The following is a 20705-nucleotide window of genomic DNA, read 5'->3' on the forward strand; positions in this document are numbered from 1 at the left end:
CGCGCCGCGCAGGGGTCGGGGACGGGTCAGGGACGGGTCACGGAGGACACCGGCATCATCCCGACCGGGTCGTAGCGCACCCGCGCCCCCGGGTACGGGGCGTGGACCACCTGGCCGTTGCCGACGTACATGCCGACGTGGCTGGCGTCGGAGCGGTAGGTGACCAGGTCGCCCGGCTGCGCCTGCGAGAGCGGGACCTGGCGGCCCGCGTACCGCTGGGCCTGCGAGGTGCGCGGCAGGGAGACCCCCGCCTGCCGGTACGACCACACCATCAGCCCGGAGCAATCGAACCCGGAGGGGCCGGTGGAGCCCCAGATGTACGGGCGCCCGACCGCGGCCCGGGCGGCCATCACGGCGGTCGCGGCGCGGCCGGAGGAGGGGCCGAGCGAGTCCAGCTCGGGCAGGCCGTCGGGGCGCCCGCCGGAGCGCGAAGCCCGCTCGTAGTCCGCCCGCTCCTGGCTGGGCATGGCGCCCAGGAGCCGGCGGGCGGAGGCCAGTTTGGCCGTGACGGCGCGCTTCTGGCGGGCCACGTCGGCCCGTACGGCGTCGAGTTCGGCGAGCTTCTCGGAGGCCTCGTGGCGCTGCTGGCCCAGCCGGCGCTGCTCCTTGCGCAGTTCGTCGAGCTGCCAGGTCTGCCGGTTCGTCAGCCGGTTCAGCTGGGAGGCCTTGTCGAGGTATTCGTCCGGGTTCTCGGAGAGCATCAGCTCGAAGGCGGGGTCGATGCCGCCGGAGCGGTACTGGGCTCCGGCGAAGGTGCCGAGGAGGCCGCGCATGGTGTTGATGCGGTCCTGGCCGCGGGCCAGCGCGTCCTGGGCCCGGTCGATCTCGGTGCGCAGCTTCTCGGCCCGCTCGCCCGCCCGGTTGTAGCGCTCGGTGGCCTGTTCGGCCTCCTCGAAGAGCCGGTCGACCTGGGCGCGGGCACCGCCCGCCGGCTCCTGCGGCAGGGTGGGGGCCGCGCTGGCCGTCGCGCCCGTCAGGGCTGCCGCGGCGGCGGCCGCGGCGGCGGTCAGGACGGTGACCTTGGAGTTCCTGTCGAGGCTGCCGTGCCCGGGCCGACGATGGGACGCCATGGGAACCGCTCCCTTCCGCTGCGCGGGACCGGGTCCGCCCCCGTGGACGGCTGTGTGCCGGGGTTCCGCGCTGGCAGACAGTAACCGCGCCACCACGCACCGGCCAACGACCCCCGGAGCGCGGACACGACGACGCCCCGCCTCAGACGCAGGTCACCGGCGGGGCGTGTGGTCACAGCGGGGCCGCGGAATTCGCCCGGATGGGCGGCGTGCGGCGCGCCGTCGGGGACGCGTGGTGGGGGTCAGCTGCCGACCCGGACCCCGAAGCCGCCCTTGCGCTCGAACTCCGAGAGGGATCCGTACAGGACGCCGGCGCTCGGGTTGGCGGCGTGGAACACCTTGCCGCCGCCCGCGTACAGGCCCACGTGCTGAAGGTTGCCGTAGAAGACCAGATCGCCGGGCTGAAGCGCGCTCAGGCTGATCCTCGCCCCGTCGTTGACCTGGTCGAAGGTGGTGCGGCCGATGGAAACGCCCGCCTGCCTGTAGGCCCACTGCGTGAGGCCGGAGCAGTCGAAGGCGGTCGGGCCGGTACCGCCGCGGACGTAGGCCATGCCGTTCTTGGTCACGGCGGCCCGCAGCGCGTCCGCGGCCCGGCCGGATCCCTTGACGTTGCTGAGCTCGGCCTGCTCGGCGGCACTGCCGCCCGCCTTCCTCGCCTCTTCCTTGAGCGACGCGCGGTCCTGCGCGGTCAGGGTGTTGAGGAGGGCCTGGGCCTCGGCGAGCTTGTCCTGCGAGGCCTTCTTCTTCTCGCCGAGCTCCTTGCGGGTGGCGTCGAGGTCCGCGAGCTTGCCGGAGGCCTCCTGGCGCTGCTGCGCGAGGGAACGCTGCTTGGCCTGGATGTTCTGGACCGCCTCGACCTGCTTGCCGCTCAACTGCTCCAGGGTGGAGGCCTTGTCGAGGTAGGTCTCGGGGTCCCCGGAGAGGAAGAGGGCGACGGACTGGTCCATGCCGCCGGTGCGGTACTGGGCGCTGGCCATCGAACCCAGCGAGGAGCGCAGCTGGTTGAGCTCGTCCTGGCCGCGGGCGACCTGGTCCTGGAGCTGGCCTATCTCCTTCTCAAGGGTGTCCTGGCGCTCCTTCGCCCCGTTGAACTTCTCCGTGGCCTGCTCCGCCTCTTCGTAGAGGGCGTCAACCTTGGACTTGACCTCGTCCTTGTTCGGCTGGGCCGGAGCGGCTGAGGCGCCGTGCGCGGAGAGGGCGACGGCCGCCGCGGCGGTGGCGGTGAGCACGGTCACACGAGTGCGGGTCGGCTGCTTGGGTCGACGGTGGGACGCCACGAAGGCGAGCTCCTTCTTCCTGGAACCGCCGAAGGAACGCGACTCGGCGACACCTTCGCCGGCACCCCGAATGAGTGACCTACCGCACGAAGGTTTGAGCCGACCCTAGTGACCTCGCTGTGATCAGTTCAAATCCTGTCGGCAAAAAACTTCGCCACCGACCAGGTTCTTTACCTACAGCCCACGCTCTGTGCAGGGCACTTGACGGTACGTTCCCTGTCGGCCCGGCGAAATCGGGCATTGCGCCGAGGAGTTACGAAACGCGCGAAAGCCGCTTCAGCAACAAAGCGGACGTCACGGGCCGCGCGCCGGCCTTCGCCACGCCGTCGGCCACCTCGCGGTCCGTGGAGACCACGACCACCGGCCGGCCGGGCGGCTCCGCGCGCACCAGCTGGCGGATCAGCTCGTCCGCCGTCACACCCGCCTTGGAGAACAGCACCCGCACCCCGCGCGGCGGCGCGAGCAGCACCGGGGCGGCGAGCTCCGCGCCGTCGAAGACGCACGTCATCTCCGCACCCGTCTGCGCGGCCAGCATCGACAGCCCGCCCAGCAGCCGCAGCCGCTGCTTCTCCAGCGGCATCGTCGGGTAGCCGGTCTTGGTCACGTTGTAGCCGTCGACCACCAGATGGGCCTGGGGCAGCGCCAACAACTGGTCCAGCAGCGCCGGATCGGTCTCCGACAGGGCGCGCGCCGCGATGTCCTTCGGGGTCATCCGGCCCGGCTCCACCGCGTCCACGGTGTCGGCCGGCCGCGTGGAGACCGGCGGCAGCGCCAGCTCGCGGCGCAGCCCCTGGGCAGCGTCCAGCACGGTGTCCAGCAGCAGCCGCAGCCGCATGTCCTCGACGCTGCGGCCCTCGCGGGTGGCCCGGCGCGAGGTCTCCAGCGCCGTCTCCACCTCCGCGAGACGGGACTTGAGGCGCCGGGTCTCGCTCTCGGCGGCAGCGACCTGCGCGGCCGCCTCGCCCCTGATCCCGTCGATCTCGGCGGTGACCTTGCGCAGGGCCGCCTCGCCCCGCTTCACGTCGCTCTGCGCGCTGCGCAGCTTGCGCTGAAGCGATTCCGCTTCCCTGCGCGCCGCGTCCAGCTCGGCCCGTACCTGCTCGCCGCCCTGGCGCTGCGCATCCCGCGCGTGGGTCAGTTCCTCGCGCAGCCGGTCCAGTTCGCGCCGGGTCTCCTCGCCGACCCGCTCGGCGTCGGCCCGCTGCGCCTCCTCGCCGGCGGCGGCCACCAGCTTCACCCAGCCGACCGGACGCAGGACGTACGCGGCGGCCGCCACGTCCAGCGGGTCCGCGGCGGCGGGCGGGGCGCCGGACTCCAGGGCCCCGGCCAGCTCGGCCTGCGCCTCCCGGAGCTTCTCGGCGACGCGGCCCCGGAAGACGGCGTCCGTCTCCACCGCCGCGGCCATGGCGTTGCCCGCGAACTTGGCGCGCCGGGTCGGGGTGAACCGGGCGTACTGGCGCAGCTGCGCCGGGAGGTCCGCGACCGTCAGTCCGCCGAAGGCGTCCGAGACGAGCGCGACGACCCGGCGCCGCACGCCTTCCGGCAGCGGGCGGTCGAGCACCTCGGCGGCGTCGCCGGCCGCGTCGGCCGGCTCAGCGCCGCTTGCTGGCTCCACAATCCGTCACCCCTACCGTCATTCACCTGTGGGCGGGGGCTCCGTCAGGAGTCCGCGCCCGGCCTGTCCACGAGCTCGATCTGGTCCACCGCGTTGCACCACCGGCAGCGGACCGACTCGATGGTCTCATTGACCACCTCGCGCTCCTCGACCTTGGGCTCCCCGGCGAGATCCAGGTGGACGTACTCCACGACCTTCGACGAACGAGTGACGTCGAAACGCGTGAGGTTGCCGCACAGCGTGCAGCGCCACCGGGTGGTGTCGGTCGGCAGGGGAACCGTCATCAGGCCGCTCTCTCCTTCATAGCTCATTCAATTAAAGCCGCCGTCCGCGTCAATCGGCGGACCGCAGCACGTAACCCTACGGCCTGCCGGTGCTCGCGGCGGGTCCGCTTGGGTCATGCTCGATCGCATGATCGCAAAGTGGCAGGCCCTGCGGGAGGCCGCCCGGGGCCCGGTGGTCGTCCAGGCGCTGATCGCCGGCTGCTGCGCGGTGTTCCTGTTCGGCCCGGCCTCGGGGCTGAATCCCTCGTACGGGACCGGCGAGCGGTTACTGGAGACGGGGACCGCGTACTTCCGGCACTGGGGCGTCGTCCCGGACGAGCTCTTCACCGGCTCCGCGCGGGCCCTGCTGACGCCGCTCACCGCCCTGTTCGTGCACGGCAGCTGGCTGCACCTGCTGGGCAACATGCTGTTCCTCTACGTCTTCGGCGTGATGACGCAGGAGCGGATGGGGCGGCCGGAGTTCCTGACGTTCTACATCTGTACGGGCTACCTGGCGCTGGCGGCGTACGCGGCGGCCAACGCCTCTTCGGCGCAGACGCTGGTGGGCGCCTCGGGCGCGATCTCGGCGGTGCTGGGCGCCTTCCTGTGCCTGTTCCCGCGCGCACGGGTGACGAGCCTGTTCCCGTTCCTGCTGTTCCTGCCGCTGCGCTTCCCGGCGTGGATGGTCCTGCTGTTCTGGTTCGCCCTCCAGTGGGTGGCCGCGCACCGCGCCGGCAGCGGCCCGGGGGTGGCGTACCTGGCCCACCTGGTGGGCTTCTCGCTCGGCTTCGCCTACGCATGGGTGCGCTATCGGCGTACGACTAGAGTGAGGCGACCAGCGACGGCCACCGAGGGAGACAGCCAGCCGTGATCACCGCGATCGTGCTCATCAAGACCAGCGTGGACCGCATCCCGGAGATCGCCGAGTCGATCGCCGCGCTGGACAGCGTCAGCGAGGTCTACTCCGTCACGGGGACGTACGACCTGATCGCCCTGGTCCGCGTGGCCCGCCACGAGAACCTGGCGGACATCATCCCGGGCCGCATCAGCAAGATCCCCGGCGTCGAGGCGACGGACACGCACGTGGCCTTCCGCACGTACTCCCAGCACGACCTGGAAGCGGCCTTCGCGATCGGCCTCGACGCGTAGCAGGCCCTCTGCGGCGGGGCAGCCCCTCCCTGCCCCGGTACGTCGTGATCCGCGCCGCCTCACACGGCCGGGACGCAGCGGCCTTCCTCCGTGCGGTACCGCCACTTGGCCCCGGAGGTGACCAGTTCCTTCACGGCGCCGACGAAGCGTTCGACGTGCTCGTCCGGGGTGCCGGCGCCGAAGCTGACGCGGATCGCGTTCAGCGAGCGCTCGCCCGGGGCCGCCTCGGGGGCTCCGCATTCGCCCTGGGCCTGCGGCTCGCTGCCCAGCAGGGTCCGGACCAGCGGGTGGGCGCAGAACAGGCCGTCGCGGACCCCGATCCCGTACTCCGCCGACAGCGCCGCCGCGAAGTGCGAGCTGTTCCAGCCGTCGACCACGAAGGAGATGACGCCGACCCGCGGGGCGTCGTCCCCGAAGAGGGAGAGGATCCGGACCGCCGGGACCTCCGCCAGGCCGCTCCGGACCTTGGCGATGAGGTGGCGCTCGCGGGCGACGAGGTTCTCGAAGCCCGCCTCGGTCAGGGCCTTGCAGGCGGAGGCGATCGAGTACACGCCGATCACGTTCGGGGAGCCGGCCTCGTGGCGGGCCGCCGTGGTGTGCCACTCGACGTCCACACCGCCGTCCGCGCGGCGGGCGACCTTCCGGGAGGCGCCGCCGCCGGCCAGGTACGGCTGTCCCTCCTGGAGCCAGTCCGCCCGGCCGGCCAGCACGCCCGAGCCGAACGGCGCGTAGAGCTTGTGCCCGGAGAAGGCCACCCAGTCCACGTCAAGCTCCTGCACGGACACGGGGTGGTGCGGTGCCAGCTGGGCGGCGTCCAGGACGATCCGCGCGCCGTGGGCGTGCGCCGCGGCGGCGAGCTCCTTCACCGGCCACAGCTCACCGGTGACGTTGGACGCGCCGGTCACGCACACCAGGGCGGGGCTTCCCCCGAGCTCCCGGCTCCGCCCGGCCAGCGCCCGCTCCAGGGTCTCCACGGCCTCGGCCGGGGTCCGCGGCGCGTTGAGGTACGTGACCTGCGCGTCCCTCCACGGCAGGAGCGAGGCGTGGTGCTCGGTCTCGAACACGAACACCTGGCAGCCGGCCGGCAGCACGGCGGCGAGCAGGTTCAGCGAGTCGGTGGTGGACCGGGTGAAGACCACCTGATCGGACGGACGGCAGTCGAGGAACTCGGAGACCGTCGCCCGGCTCTGCTCGAAGAGGTCCGTGGACAGCTGGGAGAGGTAGCCCGCGCCGCGGTGGACGCTGCCGTAGTACGGGGCGTAGGCGGCGACGTCGTCCCAGACCCGCTGGAGCGCCGGGGCGCTGGCCGCGTAGTCGAGGGCCGCGTACGTGACCTCGCCGCCGGTGACAAGCGGGACGGTGACGTCCCGGCCGAGGACCGGCAGCGGCTCGGCGCAGGCGGGGTCGGAGGCGGTCACGGCGGTGGTGGCGGCGGTGGCGGTGGCGTTCGGGTACGTGGACATGGCGGCATCTCCCGGCAGGACAGGCTGAATGGCTTCGGACGGCCCGTACGTGGGTGCACGCTGCACGCATCAGTGGATGCGGATGCGGATGCGCGGAACGGATGCGCGGATGCACACGTGCCAGTGGTACGGGAATTGCCTCGACGCGCGGACCGCTCGGGACCGCACGGAGGGTGAAGAAGGGGCGGAGACGCCCTATCGCATTCGCTTGCTCACGGAAAGGCTCCTCGAAGAGACCAGGACCCCTGGTGTCGAGGGATCCGCGCTTGCCGCAGGCCTTTCTGCCTGCGACCTGGTCATCACCCGGGGCACCCCGCCACGGAAGGAGGGTTGCCGGACAGCAAGCCGGGGCCAAAACGCTGTCACTCGTGACCTGGTCAGCATCCTGCCACAAGATCCCCCACGCGCAAGGCCCCGGTCCGCATGGTGGACCGGGGCCTTGGCCGGAAAGGACCGGCCGCGCGGCGGACCGCTACGCGTTGCTCGCGGAAACCCAGCGGTCCAGGGCCGCTCGGGCCGCGCCCGAGTCGACGGCCTCCGCGGCGAGGGCGATCGCGGCGCGGATCTGGTCCTCAAGGGAGCCCGCGCCCGGGTCCAGGGCCACCAGGGCCGCCGCCGCGTTCAGCAGCACCGCGTCGCGCACCGGGCCGCTCTCGCCGGCCAGCAGCCGGCGTGCGACGTCCGCGTTGTACGAGGCGTCCGCGCCCCGCAGGGCCGAGACGTCGACCAGCGGGATGCCGACGTCGCGCGGGTCGAACGGCTGCTCGTCCACCCGGCCGTCGCGGACCCACCACACCCGGGAGGTCGCCGTCGTCGTCAGCTCGTCCAGGCCGTCGTCCCCGCGGAACACCAGAGCCGAGGAGCCCCGCTCCGCCAGCACGCCCGCCACGATGGGCGCCACGCGCGGGTCCGCGACGCCCGTGGCCTGCGCCCGTACCCGCGCCGGATTGGTCAGCGGGCCGAGGAAGTTGAACGTGGTCCGGATGCCCAGCTCCTTGCGGGCCGCGGCCACGTGCCGCAGCGCCGGGTGGAACTTCACCGCGAAGCAGAAGGTGATGCCGGCCTCCTCCGCGACCTCGGCCACCCGCGCCGGGGTGAGGTCCAGGTTGACGCCGAGCTTCTCCAGCACGTCCGAGGAGCCGCTCGCGGAGGACGCGGCCCGATTGCCGTGCTTGACCACCTTGGCGCCCGTACCGGCCACGACGATCGAGGACATCGTCGAGATGTTCACCGTCTTGGCCCCGTCGCCGCCCGTGCCGACGATGTCCACCGTCCGGCCCGGCACCTCGATCAGGTTGGCGTGGTCGTACATCGACCGTACGAGGCCGTTGATCTCCGAGACCGTCTCCCCCTTGGCCCGCAGCGCCACCGCGAAGCCGGCGATCTGGGCGTCGGTGGCCTCTCCGCGCATGATCCGGTCCATGGCCCAGGCCGTCTCGTCGGCGCGCAGGTCCTGGCCGGACAGCAGGGCATCGAGGACGCCCGGCCAGCCGCGGGCCGCCACGCTGTCGCCGCCTGCCGGGGTCGCAACGTTCATGGTCCGCTCCTGCTGTTGATCGGCCACCCGATGTCGGGGCCCACTCGAATGGGAAGGGGTTCAGCCTATCCAGCCCCGGGGACGGCAAAGAGCCCCGTCCGGACACTGGACGGGGCTCTTGCCGTGGCGACACGGGGACTGACCTGAATCAGTCCCTCAAGCTGGGATCAGTGGTGGCCGTGGCCGCTCTGGATCTCCTTGTACTCCTCCACCGTGGGCTTCGGAATCTGGCTGTTCTCCGCGTAGTAGCCCTTGCTGAGCTTCGCGCGGAGCTTCTCCATGCGGCCGACCTTGCGCTCGACGCCGTTCTCGTCGACCGTCGGGCCGATCTCGACCGGCTTGTACTGCTCGTGCGCGGTCAGCGTGTGCAGCTTGCCCTGCGTCAGCGGCTCGTGGACCTCGACGAACTCACCGTGCGGCAGGCGCTTGATGATGCCGGTCTCGCGACCGTGCAGCACCTTGTCCCGGTCCCGGCGCTGGAGGCCGAGGCAGATCCGCTTGGTGATGACGAACGCGATGACCGGACCGACGAAGAAGCCGATGCGGGCGAACCACGTGATGTTGTTGATCGACAGGTGGAAGTACTGCGCGAACATGTCGTTTCCACCGGCGATCAGCAGGATGACGTACCACGTCAGCCAGGCCACACCGAAGCCCGTACGGGTCGGGACGTTGCGCGGGCGGTCCAGGATGTGGTGCTCGCGCTTGTCCCCGGTGACCCAGGACTCGATGAACGGGTACACCGCGATCGCGGCCAGCACCAGCGGGAAGATCACCAGCGGGATGAACACGCCCAGGACGAGCGTGTGGCCCCAGAGGTTGATCTCCCAGCCGGGCATGGCACGGATGAGGCCCTCGGAGAAGCCCATGTACCAGTCGGGCTGCGCGCCGGTGGACACGTGGTCCGGCCGGTAGGGGCCGAGCGCCCAGATCGGGTTGATCGAGGCGATCGCCGCGATGGCCGCGATGACACCGAAGACCAGGAAGAAGAAGCCTCCGGCCTTGGCCATGTAGACCGGCAGCAGCGGCATGCCGACGACGTTGTTGTTCGTCTTGCCGGGACCCGCGAACTGGGTGTGCTTGTGGTAGAAGACCAGGATCAGGTGGGCCACCAGCAGGCCCATCATGATGCCGGGCAGCAGCAGGATGTGGATCGAGTAGAACCGCGCGACGAAGTCGCCGCCGGGGAACTCGCCGCCGAAGAGGAAGAACGACAGGTACGTGCCGACGATCGGCACGGACAGGATCGCGCCCTCCATGAAGCGGACACCGGTGCCCGAGAGCAGGTCGTCCGGCAGGGAGTAACCGGTGAAACCGGTGAACATGCCGAGGACCAGCAGCAGGAAGCCGAAGATCCAGTTGACCTCGCGCGGCTTGCGGAACGCGCCGGTGAAGAACACGCGCATCATGTGCACGAGCATCGCCGCGACGAAGATCAGCGCCGCCCAGTGGTGGATCTGACGGATCAGCAGACCACCGCGGACGTCGAAGCTGATGTCCAGCGTCGAGGCGAAGGCCTCGGACATCTGGACGCCCTGCATCGGCACGTACGAGCCGTGGTACACGACCTCGTTCATGCTCGGGTGGAAGAACAGCGTCAGGTACACACCCGTGAGGATGATGATGATGAAGCTGTAGAGGCAGATCTCACCCAGCATGAAGGACCAGTGGTCCGGGAAGATCTTGCGCATGTTGGACTTGGCCAGGCTGTAGATGCCCAGACGTCCGTCGGCCCAGTCGGCCACCCGTTCGCCCTTGGAGGGCGCCGGGCGCTTCGTGTCGGTGGCAGTGCTCATCCGCGCTCCCAGAATGCAGGACCGACGGGCTCTTCGAAGTCGCCGAGCGCTTCGAGGAAGCCTTCACCGTTCACGCCGATCCGCAGCTGCGGAAGCGCGTGGCCGGCCGGACCGAAGATGACTCGGGCGCCGTCGGAGAGGTCGAAGGTGGACTGGTGGCACGGGCAGAGCACGTGGTGGGTCTGCTGCTCGTACAGGCTGATCGGGCAGCCGACGTGGGTGCAGATCTTCGAGTAGGCCACGATGCCCTCGTGGGACCACTCAAGTTCCTGCTTGTCCTTGATGTCCTCCGGCTTGATGCGGACGATCATCAGGGCGGCCTTGGCGATCTGCGTCTGGAAGTCGTGCTGCTCCTCCTCCAGGCCCTCGGGCCTGGCGAAGGTCAGCGAACCGACCAGCACGTCCTCGGGACGCAGCGGCTCGTTCGTGTTGTCGTTGATGAGCAGCTTGCCCCTGCTCCACACGGTCTTGCGCAGCTTCTCCTCGGGCAGCGGGCCCAGGTCGCGCATGATCATGAGAGCGGACAGCGGCAGCATCGACAGCGCGCCCAGCATGGTGTTGCGGATCAGCGGGCGGCGGGCGATGCCCGACTCCTGCGCGCCGTCCGCGAAGTCCTGCATGACCTTCGCCTTGAGCTCCGGCGGCGCCGCGATCTCGTGGCGCTCGTCGGCGACCTCAACGTCGGACATCAGGGTGCGGGCCCAGTGGACCGCGCCCGCTCCGATGCAGAAGAGGGCCGTGCCCAGGGTCAGACCGAGCGCGAAGTTCAGCGCGCTCACCTTCCCGATCGGGAAGATGTAGACGATCTTGTCGACCGGGAGGGTCACGTACGAGGCGATGAAGCCGATCGTGGCCAGCATCGACAGCGTGAACAGCATCGCCACGGTGCGCTCGGAGCGCTTCGCGGCCCGCTCGTCGATGTCCTGGATACGGGGCTTGTGGACCGGCAGGCCCGGGTCGGCGAACGGATCGTCCGCGACTGCTACGCCACCGTGGTGCGCGTCGCCCTGCTCGCTCGGCAGGTGCTTCTCTTCGGGAATGTCTTGGCTACTCATGACTTCTTGGCCTTAGCGGTGTGGGCCGCGACCCAGACGGCGACAGCGATCAGCGCACCCAGGCCGAAGATCCAGCCGAACAGACCCTCGGAGACGGGGCCGAGGCCACCGAGCTTGAGACCACCGGGGCTGGTCGACTTATCGCCGTTGACGTGCTGGAGGTACGCGATGATGTCCTTCTTCTCCTTCGTCGGCATGGTGCTGTCCGGGAAGGAGGGCATGTTCTGCGGGCCGGTGAGCATGGCCTCGTAGATGTGCTTCGGCTCGACGCCCTCAAGGTTCGGGGCGTACTTGCCGTTCGTCAGCGCGCCGCCTTCGCCGGTGAAGTTGTGGCACTGCGCGCAGTTGTTGCGGAAGAGCTCACCACCCCTGGCGATGTTGGCGCCCGCCGGGTCGTACTGCTTCTCGGTCGGCACGATGGGGCCGGCGCCGAGAGAGCCGATGTACGCGGCGAGCTGGTCGATCTGCGCCTGGTCGTAGATGACCGGCTTCTTCGGCACCTGCACGCCGGGCTGCTGGGCGGGCATGCGGCCCGTGCTCACCTGGAAGTCGACGGCCGCGGAGCCGACGCCGACCAGGCTGGGGCCGTCAGTGGAACCCTGACCGCCGGTTCCGTGGCAGCTTGCGCAGCCCACGGCGTAGAGCTTCTTGCCCTCCTCGATGGCGAGGGACTGGGCGGTTTCATCGGCCTGCGCCTTGCCCGCGGGGGCGAAGGCGGCGTACAGCCCCCCAGTGGCCGCCAGCGCGAGGAGTAGAACGACGACCGCCGCCAGCGGATGGCGTCGTCGTGCGGAGAGCTTTTTCACGGATTACCCCGGTGTCAGGATCTTCTGCGTCGGTGTTTCTGGATGGAGTGCCGGGTCTGGCCCGGTGACGTGTTCGCTACTTGATCAGGTAGATCGTCGCGAAGAGGCCGATCCAGACGACATCGACGAAGTGCCAGTAGTAGGACACGACGATGGCCGACGTGGCCTGTTCGTGGGTGAACCTCTTGGCCGCGTACGTCCGGCCGAGGACCAGCAGGAAGGCGATGAGACCGCCCGTCACGTGCAGACCGTGGAAGCCGGTGGTCAGGTAGAACACCGAGCCGTACGGACCTGACTTGAGAGACATGCCCTCGTGCTTGACCAGCTCGGTGTACTCGAACACCTGGCCGCCAATGAAGATCGCACCCATGACGAATGTGATCATGAACCACGACCGGAGCTTCTTCACGTCACCGCGCTCCGCGGCGAATACGCCGAGCTGGCAGGTGAGGGAGGAAAGCACCAGGATCGTCGTGTTCGTCGCCGAGAAGGGCAGATTCAAGGCCGAAGCCTGCTCTGTCCAGTACTCGGCACCTGTCACGGATCGCAGGGTGAAGTACATCGCGAAGAGGGCCGCGAAGAACATCAGCTCGGAACTCAACCAGATGATGGTTCCGACGCTGACGAGGTTCGGCCGGTTGACCGTCGGGTGCGCGTGCCCGGTATCTACTGTCGTTGCTGTCGCCACGACCGACATTATGTCGGTCGCTTATCCCGCCCTCACCCCGGGGGGTGCCGTTCGGAGTGTCAGGGGCGTGTGCAAGGCCCGAACGGCCCATCAGATCGGCCCGTGACCTTCGACGGCGAGGCTGTCCGAACCGATGTTGACACCGGGTCGGACGGAGTAGCATCCCGCGCAACATCAACGTGATTCACGGCACCGTGGAGGAACGAAATGCGGTCGACTGCACGGGTTCTGGTCTACAGCGACGACGCGGGCACCCGCGAGCAGGTGCGGCTGGCGGCCGGGCGCAGGCCGGCCGCGGACCTGCCGCCGGTCGAGTTCGTGGAATGCGCCACCCTCCCGGCCGTCCTGAGCGAGCTGGACGCGGGCGGGATCGACGTGTGCGTGCTGGACGGCGAGGCGGTCCCGGCGGGCGGCATGGGCGTCTGCCGCCAGATCAAGGACGAGATCTTCCGGTGCCCGCCGGTCCTGCTCCTGATGGGGCGTCCGCAGGACGCCTGGCTGGCCACCTGGAGCCGCGCGGACGCCGCGGTGACCCTGCCGGTCGATCCGGTGCAGTTCGCGGACGCCCTGGCGGGCCTGGTGCGTTCCCGGCTGTCGTCGGCGGCATAGGGGGCGTCGCGCACGAAGGCCGCCGACGCGCCGGGAGTCCGTGGGGACTCCGGCGCGCCGGCAGCGGGCCGTACGGGCCGTACGGGCCCTCCCGGCCCCGGGGCGGGGGCCCGGAGGGCTCAGACCTGCGGGCGCAGCCGGGCCTGGTCGATCGGACTGCGGCCTTCCTGGGTGCCCTTGAGGAGGGCGCTGCCGTCGCGCCACTCCTTCCAGTCCAGGTTCCAGTCGCCGAAGCCGTTGCCGAAGGGCTCCATGTCGTCGCCGATACTGTTGACCACCCGGACGATGTCGCCCTCGGTGATGTTCTCGTAGAACCAGGCGGCGTTGCCCGTGCTCATGCCGGTGCAGCCGTGGCTGACGTTCTCGGAGCCCTGCGAGTCCACGGACCACGGTGCGGCGTGCACGTATTCACCACTCCAGGTGACACGGGTCGCGTAGTAGACGGGCAGGTTGTAGTACTCGCTGCCGCCGATGCCGACGGTGTCGCCGCGCATCTGGACGAAGTACTGCTTGCCGAGCACCACCTTGACCCCGTTGCGGGTGGAGAAGCCGGGCTTTCCGGTGGTCACCGGAATGGTGTTGATCACTTCTCCGTTGCGCTCGAACGTCAGGTAGTGCGAGGACGCGTCGGTGGTGACCTCGACCCGGTCGCCGATCTCCAGCGTCAACGGCGTGGCGGCGGCCCCGTGGAGCTCATCGTTGATCTTGATGCCCTCCAGATTGCTCCGTACGGAGACGGTGGAGTGCGCGGGCCAGTAATCCTTCGGGCGGAAGTGCAGGTTCTTGTCGTCCACCCAGTGCCAGGCGCCCTCGACGCCCGGCGGCGTGCTGACGACCAGGCCCCGCTCCACGATCGCCCGGGCCGCCTTGTCCGTGACGGGCTCGTTGAGTACGGCCGTAAGGGGCTGTCCGACGCCGTACTTGCCCTCGTCCGGGCCGAATTCGACCTTGAGGACCTTCTCGGCCGGAGTGGTCTCGAACGTCAGCCTGCGCTGCCCCGGAGCGCCCCGCTCGTCCTCGGTGTTCACCAGGACCGTGTAATGGACGCCGGCGGCCATCGGGGCGGTGCTGTGCCAGCGGTCGCCCTTGGCGCTCAGCTCGCCCGCGAGACGGCGGCCCTGGGCGTCCACGGCGGACACGTCGGTGATCCGGCTGCCGCCGGTGCCCTTGGCGGTGATCTCCAGGGGCTTCTCGGGGTCGACGGGCCGTCCGCCGGGCGGCTGGTTGAAGACGACCTGGTCGCCCGCGTCGTACGGGCGGACAGACAGCGGGTTGTCTCCGGGCCCGCAAGCGGTGGCGCCGGCCCCCAGGGACGCCACCAGCACGGAGCAGCTGAGTACCGTCCGAAGACGCGGTGAGTGCTTCATGGAGCCCACGCTATGAAGGTATGACCATTACTGCGCGCGGGGTGACTGCAAACGAGGGGCCCGGACTCCTCCATCGGAGGTGTCCGGGCCCCAGGTCTTGTCCTGCTGCTGCGGTCCTACTGGTTCTGGTTCTCACCGCGGTAGTACTCGTACACCCAGCCCCACAGGCCGATCAGGATGATCGGGGCCGAGAAGTACATGAGCCACCAGCCGAAGACGACGCCCAGGAACGCGAACGCACCGCCGATGGCCAGCGAGAGCGGCTGCCAGCTGTGCGGGGAGAAGAACCCCAGCTCGCCCGCCTCGTCGGCGACGTCGGCCTCCAGGTTGTCCTGGGCCATCTCGTCCACGCGCTTGGCCGTGAAGGCCAGGTAGTAGCCGATCATGACGCTCAGGCCGAAGGCCAGGAAGAGCGCGGTGGTTCCGACGGGCTCCTTCGACCACACGCCGTACACGACGGCCATGATCAGGATGAAGAAGGAGAGCCAGAGGAACATCTTGCCCTGGATCTTCACTTGCCGGCCTCCTTGCCACCCGCGACGGCCTTGGGGGCCACGCTGTGGTCCTCAAGGTGGTCGAGGGCCGCGATCTCAGGGTGGTGAAGGTCGAACGCCGGGGATTCGGAACGGATCCGCGGCAGGGTGAGGAAGTTGTGCCGCGGCGGCGGGCAGGACGTCGCCCACTCCAGCGAACGGCCGTAGCCCCACGGGTCGTCGACCTCGACCTTCTTGCCGTACTTCGCCGTCTTCCAGACGTTGTACATGAACGGCAGCATCGACATGCCCAGCAGGAACGAGCTGATCGTCGAGATCGTGTTCAGGGCGGTGAAACCGTCGGCCGCGAGGTAGTCCGCGTAACGGCGCGGCATGCCCTCGGCGCCCAGCCAGTGCTGCACCAGGAACGTGCCGTGGAAGCCGATGAACAGCGTCCAGAAGGTGATCTTGCCGAGGCGCTCGTCCAGCATCTTGCCCGTGAACTTCGGCCACCAGAAGTGGAAGCCGGCGAACATCGCGAACACCACGGTGCCGAAGACGACGTAGTGGAAGTGCGCGACGACGAAGTACGAGTCGGAGACGTGGAAGTCCATCGGGGGCGAGGCCAGGATGACGCCGGTCAGACCACCGAAGGTGAAGGTGACCAGGAAGCCGATCGTCCAGAGCATCGGGGTCTCGAAGGACAGCGAGCCCTTCCACATGGTGCCGATCCAGTTGAAGAACTTCACACCGGTCGGTACCGCGATCAGGAAGGTCATGAAGGAGAAGAACGGCAGCAGCACACCGCCGGTGACGTACATGTGGTGGGCCCACACGGTCACGGAGAGGCCCGCGATCGCGATCGTCGCACCGATCAGACCGATGTAACCGAACATCGGCTTGCGGGAGAAGACCGGGATGATCTCGGAGACGATTCCGAAGAACGGCAGGGCGATGATGTACACCTCTGGGTGTCCGAAGAACCAGAAGAGGTGTTGCCAGAGCAATGCTCCGCCGTTTGAGGCGTCGAATACGTGGGCGCCGAACTTGCGGTCGGCCTCCAGCGCGAAGAGCGCGGCGGCCAGGACCGGGAAGGCGAGCAGGACCAGGACACCGGTCAGCAGCACGTTCCAGGTGAAGATCGGCATGCGGAACATCGTCATGCCCGGAGCGCGCATGCAGATGATCGTGGTGATGAAGTTGACCGAGCCGAGGATCGTGCCGAAGCCGGAGAAGGCCAGACCCATGATCCACATGTCGGCGCCGATGCCCGGCGAGCGGACCGCGTCCGACAGCGGGGAGTAGGCGAACCAGCCGAAGTCGGCGGCGCCGTTCGGCGTCACGAAGCCGGCCACCGCGATGGTCGAGCCGAAGACGTACAGCCAGTACGCGAACATGTTCAGCCGCGGGAACGCCACGTCGGGCGCGCCGATCTGCAGCGGCATGATCCAGTTCGCGAAGCCCGCGAAGAGCGGGGTGGCGAACATCAGCAGCATGATCGTGCCATGCATGGTGAACGCCTGGTTGAACTGCTCGTTCGACATGATCTGCGTACCCGGACGAGCCAGCTCGGCGCGCATGAGGAGCGCCAGCAGACCGCCGATGATGAAGAACACGAACGAGGTGACCAGGTACATCGTGCCGATGGTCTTGTGGTCGGTAGTGGTCAGCCACTTCACGACGACATTGCCCGGCTGCTTGCGCCGCACCGGCAGCTCGTTTTCATACGAGTCGGCGGCGGCACCCTGAGGTTCGTTGAGGATGCTCACAGTTTGTTCGTCTCCGCATTCCGGGCCGGGTCAGTCTGCTTGATGCCGGCCGGGAGGAAGCCGGTCTGCCCCTTCTCGGCCAGTTCCTTGAGGTGCGCCCGGTAGGCCTCGGGCGAGACGACCTTGACGTTGAAGAGCATCCGGGAGTGGTCGACGCCGCAGAGCTCGGCGCACTTGCCCACGAAGACGCCCTCTTCGGAGGGGGTGACCTCGAACACGTTGGTGTGGCCCGGGATCACGTCCTGCTTGAACAGGAAGGGGACCACCCAGAAGGAGTGGATGACGTCGTTCGACGACAGGATGAAGCGGACCTTCTCGCCCTTGGGCAGCCAGAGGGTCGGCCCCGGGTTGCCCGTCTCCGGGTTCCGGTCGTTGGGAACGCCCTTCTCGTAGACGCCCTCGGCGCCCGCGGGGAATTCCTTGGTGAAGCGGTCCGGGATGTTGGCGAGCTCCTTGGGGACCTCACCGGCCTTCGGGGTCGCCGCATCTGCGTCGACGTTCTCGACGTAGTTGAAGCCCCAGCTCCACTGGAAGCCGATCACGTTGATCGTGTGCGCCGGCTTGGGGGTGAGGGCGAGCAGCTTCGACTCGTCACGCGCGGTGAAGTAGAAGAGCACCGAGACGATGATGAGCGGGACCACGGTGTACAGCGCCTCGATGGGCATGTTGTACCGGGTCTGCGGGGGGACCTCCACCTTCGTCCGGCTGCGCCGGTGGAAGATGACGCTCCAGATGATCAGGCCCCAGACCAGGATGCCCGTGATGAGGGCAGCTGCCCACGACCCCTGCCACAGGGACAGGATGCGAGGCGCCTCCTCCGTGACCGGATAGGGCATTCCGAGCCGGGGGAAGTCTTGCCAGTTGTACGAGCAACCAGTGGCGGTCGCCAGGACCGCGCCCGCAGTCAGCGCCTGCAGCAGCTTCCGCCGCATCGGGCGCCGCGGCGAGCGGTCGGAGCCGTAGGGACTCACGTAGCGCCTTCCCGAGAGTCTCGGCCCGCGCGGCCGGCCGCGGCCGTATTCGGGTCGGTCGCCGGCCCTGACGCAGGCAGGGGTTTGGATGTTTATGCGGACCAAACCCTACTGGACGCTATTTGGGGTCGCGCGGGGAGGGTGCCCAACGCGCCGCTACTGCCCCCGAAGGGATGGATCCGCCGTACGGGGGACGGCCCAACACCCCCTGAATGGCGGCCTCCGGAGGGCATCTGACGGCCCCTGACCTCGAAGGGTCCCGCCCGCCGGTTAGCGTGGCCCGATGCCGTACTTCGACACCGCGTCCGCCGCTCCCCTGCACCCCGTGGCCCGGCAGGCGTTGCAGGCCTCCCTCGACGAGGGCTGGGCGGATCCCGCCCGGCTCTACCGGGAAGGCCGGCGCGCCCGGCTGCTGCTCGACGCGGCGCGCGAGGCGGCGGCGGAGGCCGTGGGCTGTCGGCCCGACGAGCTCGTGTTCACTCCTTCGGGGACGCACGCGGTTCACACGGGGGTCGCGGGGGCGCTCGCCGGGCGCCGGCGTGTCGGCGGTCATCTGGTCGTATCGGCGGTCGAACACAGTTCTGTACTCCACGCGGCGGACGCGCACGAGGCCGCCGGGGGGACCGTGACCCGGGTGCCGGTGGACCGCGCGGGCGCGGTGTCCCCGTCCGGATACGCCTGCGCACTCGACCCGTCGACGGCCCTGGCCTGCCTCCAGTCGGCCAACCACGAGGTGGGCACCGTCCAGCCGGTGGCGGAGGTGGCCGAGGTCTGCGCGGCGGCCGGGGTGCCGCTGCTGGTGGACGCGGCGCAGTCGCTGGGCTGGGGCCCGGTGGAGGGCGGCTGGTCGGTGCTGACCGCCAGCGCGCACAAATGGGGCGGTCCGCCGGGAGTCGGGCTGCTGGCCGTCCGCAAGGGGGTCCGCTTCTCTCCCCGATTCCCCGCGGACGAAAGGGAGTCGGGCCGCTCCCCCGGCTTCGTGAACCTGCCGGCCGTCGTGGCGGCGGCCGCCTCGCTGCGGGCGGTGCGGGCCGAGGCCGAGGCGGAGGCGGCCCGGCTGCGGATCCTGGTGGACCGCGTCCGGCGGCGCGTGGCCCGGCTGGTGCCGGACGTGGAGGTGGTCGGGGACCCGGAGCGGCGGCTGCCGCACCTGGTCACGTTCTCCTGCCTGTACGTCGACGGCGAGACGCTGCTGCACGAGCTGGACCGGGCGGGCTACTCCGTCTCCTCCGGCTCCTCCTGCACCAGCTCCACGCTGACCCCGAGTCATGTGCTCCGGGCCATGGGCGTGCTGTCGGAGGGGAACGTACGGGTCTCCCTGCCGCCGGGGACGACGGCGCAGGAGGTGAACGGCTTCCTGGAGGTCCTGCCGGGGGTGGTGGCGGGGGTCCGCGCCACGCTCGGCGTGGTCGAACCGGTCGCCGCGGCGCCGGTGTCGGACGCGCTGGAGATCGACGCGCTGGGCCTGCGCTGCCCCCAGCCGGTGATCGAGCTGGCCCGCGCGATCACCTCGGTCCCGGTCGGCGGCACCGTCACCGTCCTCTCGGACGACGAGGTGGCCCGCCTGGACATCCCGGCCTGGTGCACGATGCGCGGGCACGCGTACGTCGGCGAAGCCCCGCGCGCGGCGGGGGTCGCGTACACGGTCCGCCGGCGGGTCTGAGTCCCGGGCCCGCCGGCGTCCGGTGCGCGTGGGGGTTACGCCGCCAGGTGGGCGCGGACCTCGGCGGCCGCGTCCTCGCCGTACGCCTTGGTGAAGCGCTCCATGAAGTGGGCGCGGGCCAGGGTGTACTCCTGCGTGCCCAGCGTCTCGATCACGAGCGTGGCCAGCATGCAGCCGACCTGCGCCGCCCGCTCCAGGCCCACGCCCCAGCCGAGGCCGGTGAGGAAGCCCGCGCGGAACGCGTCGCCGACGCCCGTCGGGTCCACCTTCGCCGTCTCGTCCGGGCAGCCGACCACGATCGGCTCCTCGCCGACCCGGTCGATCCGCACGCCCCGCGAGCCCAGGGTGGTCACGCGCGTGCCGACCTCGGCCAGGATCTCCGCGTCCGTCCAGCCGGACTTCGACTCGATCAGGCCCTTCTCGTACTCGTTCGAGAAGAGGTACGTCGCGCCCTCCATCAGGGTGCGGATGTTCTCGCCGTCCATCCGGGCGATCTGCTGCGAGAAGTCCGCCGCGAACGGGATCCCGCGCGTGCGGCACTCCTCCGTGTGGCGCAGCATCGCCTCGGGGTCGTCGGCGCCGATGAGGACGAGGTCGAGCCCGCCCACCCGGTCCGCGACCGCCTTCAGCTCGATCAGGCGGGCCTCGCTCATCGCGCCCGTGTAGAAGGAGCCGATCTGGTTGTGGTCGGCGTCCGTGGTGCACACGAAGCGCGCGGTGTGCAGCACCTCGGAGATGCGCACCGAGTCGGTGTCGACGCCGTGCCGCTCCAGCCACGCGCGGTACTCGTCGAAGTCGTACCCGGCCGCGCCGACCAGGATCGGGCGGGTGCCGAGCTGGCCCATGCCGAAGCAGATGTTCGGGCCGACGCCGCCCCGGCGCACGTCGAGGTTGTCGACGAGGAAGGAGAGGGAGACCGTGTGCAGCTGGTCCGCGACCAGCTGGTCGGCGAAGCGGCCGGGGAAGGTCATGAGGTGGTCGGTGGCGATGGAGCCGGTGACTGCGATACGCACGGCGTGGACGCTCCTGCGGAGGACGGCGAGGGTGACAGTCAAAACTACCCGGTCGCCGCCCGGGCCGCCGACCGCACGAAACTACCCCGTAGTAGGTCTTTCTTCGCCCGCCGCGCCGTGC

Annotated in this window: 19 protein-coding genes and 1 riboswitch; of the genes, 4 read left to right on the forward strand and 15 right to left on the reverse strand. The window is 69.9% G+C overall.

Features of this window, described 5'->3' with window-relative positions:
• Positions 1-26: 26 nt before the first annotated feature.
• From AB0M92_RS23450 to AB0M92_RS23465, 4 genes are all read right to left on the reverse strand, one after another.
• A complete protein-coding gene (locus AB0M92_RS23450) occupies positions 27-1070 on the reverse strand; it encodes an NlpC/P60 family protein (protein ID WP_366104225.1) in 1044 nt (347 codons plus the stop codon).
• Between the two features lie 242 nt (positions 1071-1312).
• Positions 1313-2347 (reverse strand): NlpC/P60 family protein, encoded by a 1035-nt coding sequence (locus AB0M92_RS23455; protein ID WP_366104226.1) that lies wholly within the window; start codon positions 2345-2347, stop codon positions 1313-1315.
• A gap of 253 nt (positions 2348-2600) precedes the next feature.
• Entirely contained in the window at positions 2601-3965 is a 1365-nt protein-coding gene (locus tag AB0M92_RS23460; RefSeq protein WP_366104270.1) for an NYN domain-containing protein, read from the reverse strand.
• A gap of 41 nt (positions 3966-4006) precedes the next feature.
• Entirely contained in the window at positions 4007-4246 is a 240-nt protein-coding gene (locus AB0M92_RS23465; protein WP_008738811.1) for a hypothetical protein, read from the reverse strand.
• 127 nt (positions 4247-4373) lie between these two features.
• Between AB0M92_RS23465 and AB0M92_RS23470 the strand changes: the two genes are divergently transcribed.
• Positions 4374-5096: a rhomboid family intramembrane serine protease gene (locus AB0M92_RS23470; protein WP_366104227.1), complete on the forward strand. Its 723-nt coding sequence runs from the start codon at positions 4374-4376 to the stop codon at positions 5094-5096.
• On the forward strand, positions 5093-5374 hold the full coding sequence (locus AB0M92_RS23475) for an Lrp/AsnC ligand binding domain-containing protein (protein ID WP_008738815.1): 282 nt from the start codon (positions 5093-5095) through the stop codon (positions 5372-5374). The genes AB0M92_RS23470 and AB0M92_RS23475 overlap by 4 nt, the downstream gene beginning before the upstream one ends.
• Positions 5375-5433: 59 nt before the next feature.
• Here the strand turns inward: AB0M92_RS23475 and AB0M92_RS23480 are convergent, their stop codons facing one another.
• From AB0M92_RS23480 to AB0M92_RS23505, 6 genes are all read right to left on the reverse strand, one after another.
• Complete coding sequence (locus tag AB0M92_RS23480; RefSeq protein WP_366104228.1) at positions 5434-6837, reverse strand: aminotransferase class V-fold PLP-dependent enzyme; 1404 nt, start codon at positions 6835-6837, stop codon at positions 5434-5436.
• A gap of 257 nt (positions 6838-7094) precedes the next feature.
• Positions 7095-7211, reverse strand: a riboswitch (SAM riboswitch).
• Positions 7212-7309: 98 nt separating this feature from the next.
• On the reverse strand, positions 7310-8374 hold the full coding sequence (trpD, locus tag AB0M92_RS23485; RefSeq protein ID WP_366104229.1) for an anthranilate phosphoribosyltransferase: 1065 nt from the start codon (positions 8372-8374) through the stop codon (positions 7310-7312).
• Positions 8375-8541: 167 nt separating this feature from the next.
• On the reverse strand, positions 8542-10170 hold the full coding sequence (locus AB0M92_RS23490) for a cytochrome bc complex cytochrome b subunit (RefSeq protein ID WP_366104230.1): 1629 nt from the start codon (positions 10168-10170) through the stop codon (positions 8542-8544).
• Positions 10167-11225: a Rieske 2Fe-2S domain-containing protein gene (locus AB0M92_RS23495; protein ID WP_366104231.1), complete on the reverse strand. Its 1059-nt coding sequence runs from the start codon at positions 11223-11225 to the stop codon at positions 10167-10169. Before AB0M92_RS23495 ends, AB0M92_RS23490 begins: the two co-directional genes overlap by 4 nt.
• On the reverse strand, positions 11222-12031 hold the full coding sequence (locus tag AB0M92_RS23500; protein ID WP_366104232.1) for a c-type cytochrome: 810 nt from the start codon (positions 12029-12031) through the stop codon (positions 11222-11224). Before AB0M92_RS23500 ends, AB0M92_RS23495 begins: the two co-directional genes overlap by 4 nt.
• Before the next feature lie 76 nt (positions 12032-12107).
• Complete coding sequence (locus AB0M92_RS23505) at positions 12108-12728, reverse strand: heme-copper oxidase subunit III (RefSeq protein ID WP_048476286.1); 621 nt, start codon at positions 12726-12728, stop codon at positions 12108-12110.
• A gap of 198 nt (positions 12729-12926) precedes the next feature.
• Between AB0M92_RS23505 and AB0M92_RS23510 the strand changes: the two genes are divergently transcribed.
• Positions 12927-13328: a hypothetical protein gene (locus AB0M92_RS23510; RefSeq protein WP_366104233.1), complete on the forward strand. Its 402-nt coding sequence runs from the start codon at positions 12927-12929 to the stop codon at positions 13326-13328.
• Between the two features lie 119 nt (positions 13329-13447).
• Here AB0M92_RS23510 and AB0M92_RS23515 read toward each other — a convergent pair whose 3' ends face one another.
• From AB0M92_RS23515 to coxB, 4 genes are all read right to left on the reverse strand, one after another.
• Positions 13448-14695 (reverse strand): Ig-like domain-containing protein, encoded by a 1248-nt coding sequence (locus AB0M92_RS23515; protein WP_366104234.1) that lies wholly within the window; start codon positions 14693-14695, stop codon positions 13448-13450.
• Positions 14696-14811: 116 nt separating this feature from the next.
• On the reverse strand, positions 14812-15210 hold the full coding sequence (locus tag AB0M92_RS23520; RefSeq protein ID WP_048476283.1) for a cytochrome c oxidase subunit 4: 399 nt from the start codon (positions 15208-15210) through the stop codon (positions 14812-14814).
• Positions 15207-16937: a cytochrome c oxidase subunit I gene (gene ctaD / locus AB0M92_RS23525; RefSeq protein WP_366104235.1), complete on the reverse strand. Its 1731-nt coding sequence runs from the start codon at positions 16935-16937 to the stop codon at positions 15207-15209. Before ctaD ends, AB0M92_RS23520 begins: the two co-directional genes overlap by 4 nt.
• Complete coding sequence (coxB, locus tag AB0M92_RS23530) at positions 16934-17908, reverse strand: cytochrome c oxidase subunit II (protein WP_366104236.1); 975 nt, start codon at positions 17906-17908, stop codon at positions 16934-16936. The genes ctaD and coxB overlap by 4 nt, the downstream gene beginning before the upstream one ends.
• 283 nt (positions 17909-18191) lie before the next feature.
• Here coxB and AB0M92_RS23535 point away from each other — a divergent pair, with 283 nt between their 5' ends.
• Positions 18192-19571 (forward strand): aminotransferase class V-fold PLP-dependent enzyme, encoded by a 1380-nt coding sequence (locus AB0M92_RS23535; RefSeq protein WP_366104237.1) that lies wholly within the window; start codon positions 18192-18194, stop codon positions 19569-19571.
• Between the two features lie 35 nt (positions 19572-19606).
• Here AB0M92_RS23535 and AB0M92_RS23540 read toward each other — a convergent pair whose 3' ends face one another.
• Positions 19607-20584 carry a carbohydrate kinase family protein gene (locus AB0M92_RS23540; protein ID WP_366104238.1) on the reverse strand — a complete coding sequence of 326 codons (978 nt, stop codon included), beginning with the start codon at positions 20582-20584 and terminating at the stop codon, positions 19607-19609.
• Positions 20585-20705: the final 121 nt, after the last annotated feature.

Source organism: Streptomyces sp. NPDC051582, assembly GCF_040681715.1.
Classification (GTDB): domain Bacteria; phylum Actinomycetota; class Actinomycetes; order Streptomycetales; family Streptomycetaceae; genus Streptomyces.

Coding starts and splice junctions, on each gene's coding strand:
- AB0M92_RS23480 (WP_366104228.1), bottom strand. CDS start 6,837: ATGTCCACGTACCCGAACGCCACCGCCACCGCCGCCACCACCGCCGTG.
- AB0M92_RS23470 (WP_366104227.1), top strand. CDS start 4,374: ATGATCGCAAAGTGGCAGGCCCTGCGGGAGGCCGCCCGGGGCCCGGTG.
- trpD (WP_366104229.1), bottom strand. CDS start 8,374: ATGAACGTTGCGACCCCGGCAGGCGGCGACAGCGTGGCGGCCCGCGGC.
- AB0M92_RS23535 (WP_366104237.1), top strand. CDS start 18,192: ATGCCGTACTTCGACACCGCGTCCGCCGCTCCCCTGCACCCCGTGGCC.
- AB0M92_RS23505 (WP_048476286.1), bottom strand. CDS start 12,728: ATGTCGGTCGTGGCGACAGCAACGACAGTAGATACCGGGCACGCGCAC.
- AB0M92_RS23510 (WP_366104233.1), top strand. CDS start 12,927: ATGCGGTCGACTGCACGGGTTCTGGTCTACAGCGACGACGCGGGCACC.
- AB0M92_RS23465 (WP_008738811.1), bottom strand. CDS start 4,246: ATGACGGTTCCCCTGCCGACCGACACCACCCGGTGGCGCTGCACGCTG.
- AB0M92_RS23515 (WP_366104234.1), bottom strand. CDS start 14,695: ATGAAGCACTCACCGCGTCTTCGGACGGTACTCAGCTGCTCCGTGCTG.
- AB0M92_RS23490 (WP_366104230.1), bottom strand. CDS start 10,170: ATGAGCACTGCCACCGACACGAAGCGCCCGGCGCCCTCCAAGGGCGAA.
- AB0M92_RS23495 (WP_366104231.1), bottom strand. CDS start 11,225: ATGAGTAGCCAAGACATTCCCGAAGAGAAGCACCTGCCGAGCGAGCAG.
- AB0M92_RS23450 (WP_366104225.1), bottom strand. CDS start 1,070: ATGGCGTCCCATCGTCGGCCCGGGCACGGCAGCCTCGACAGGAACTCC.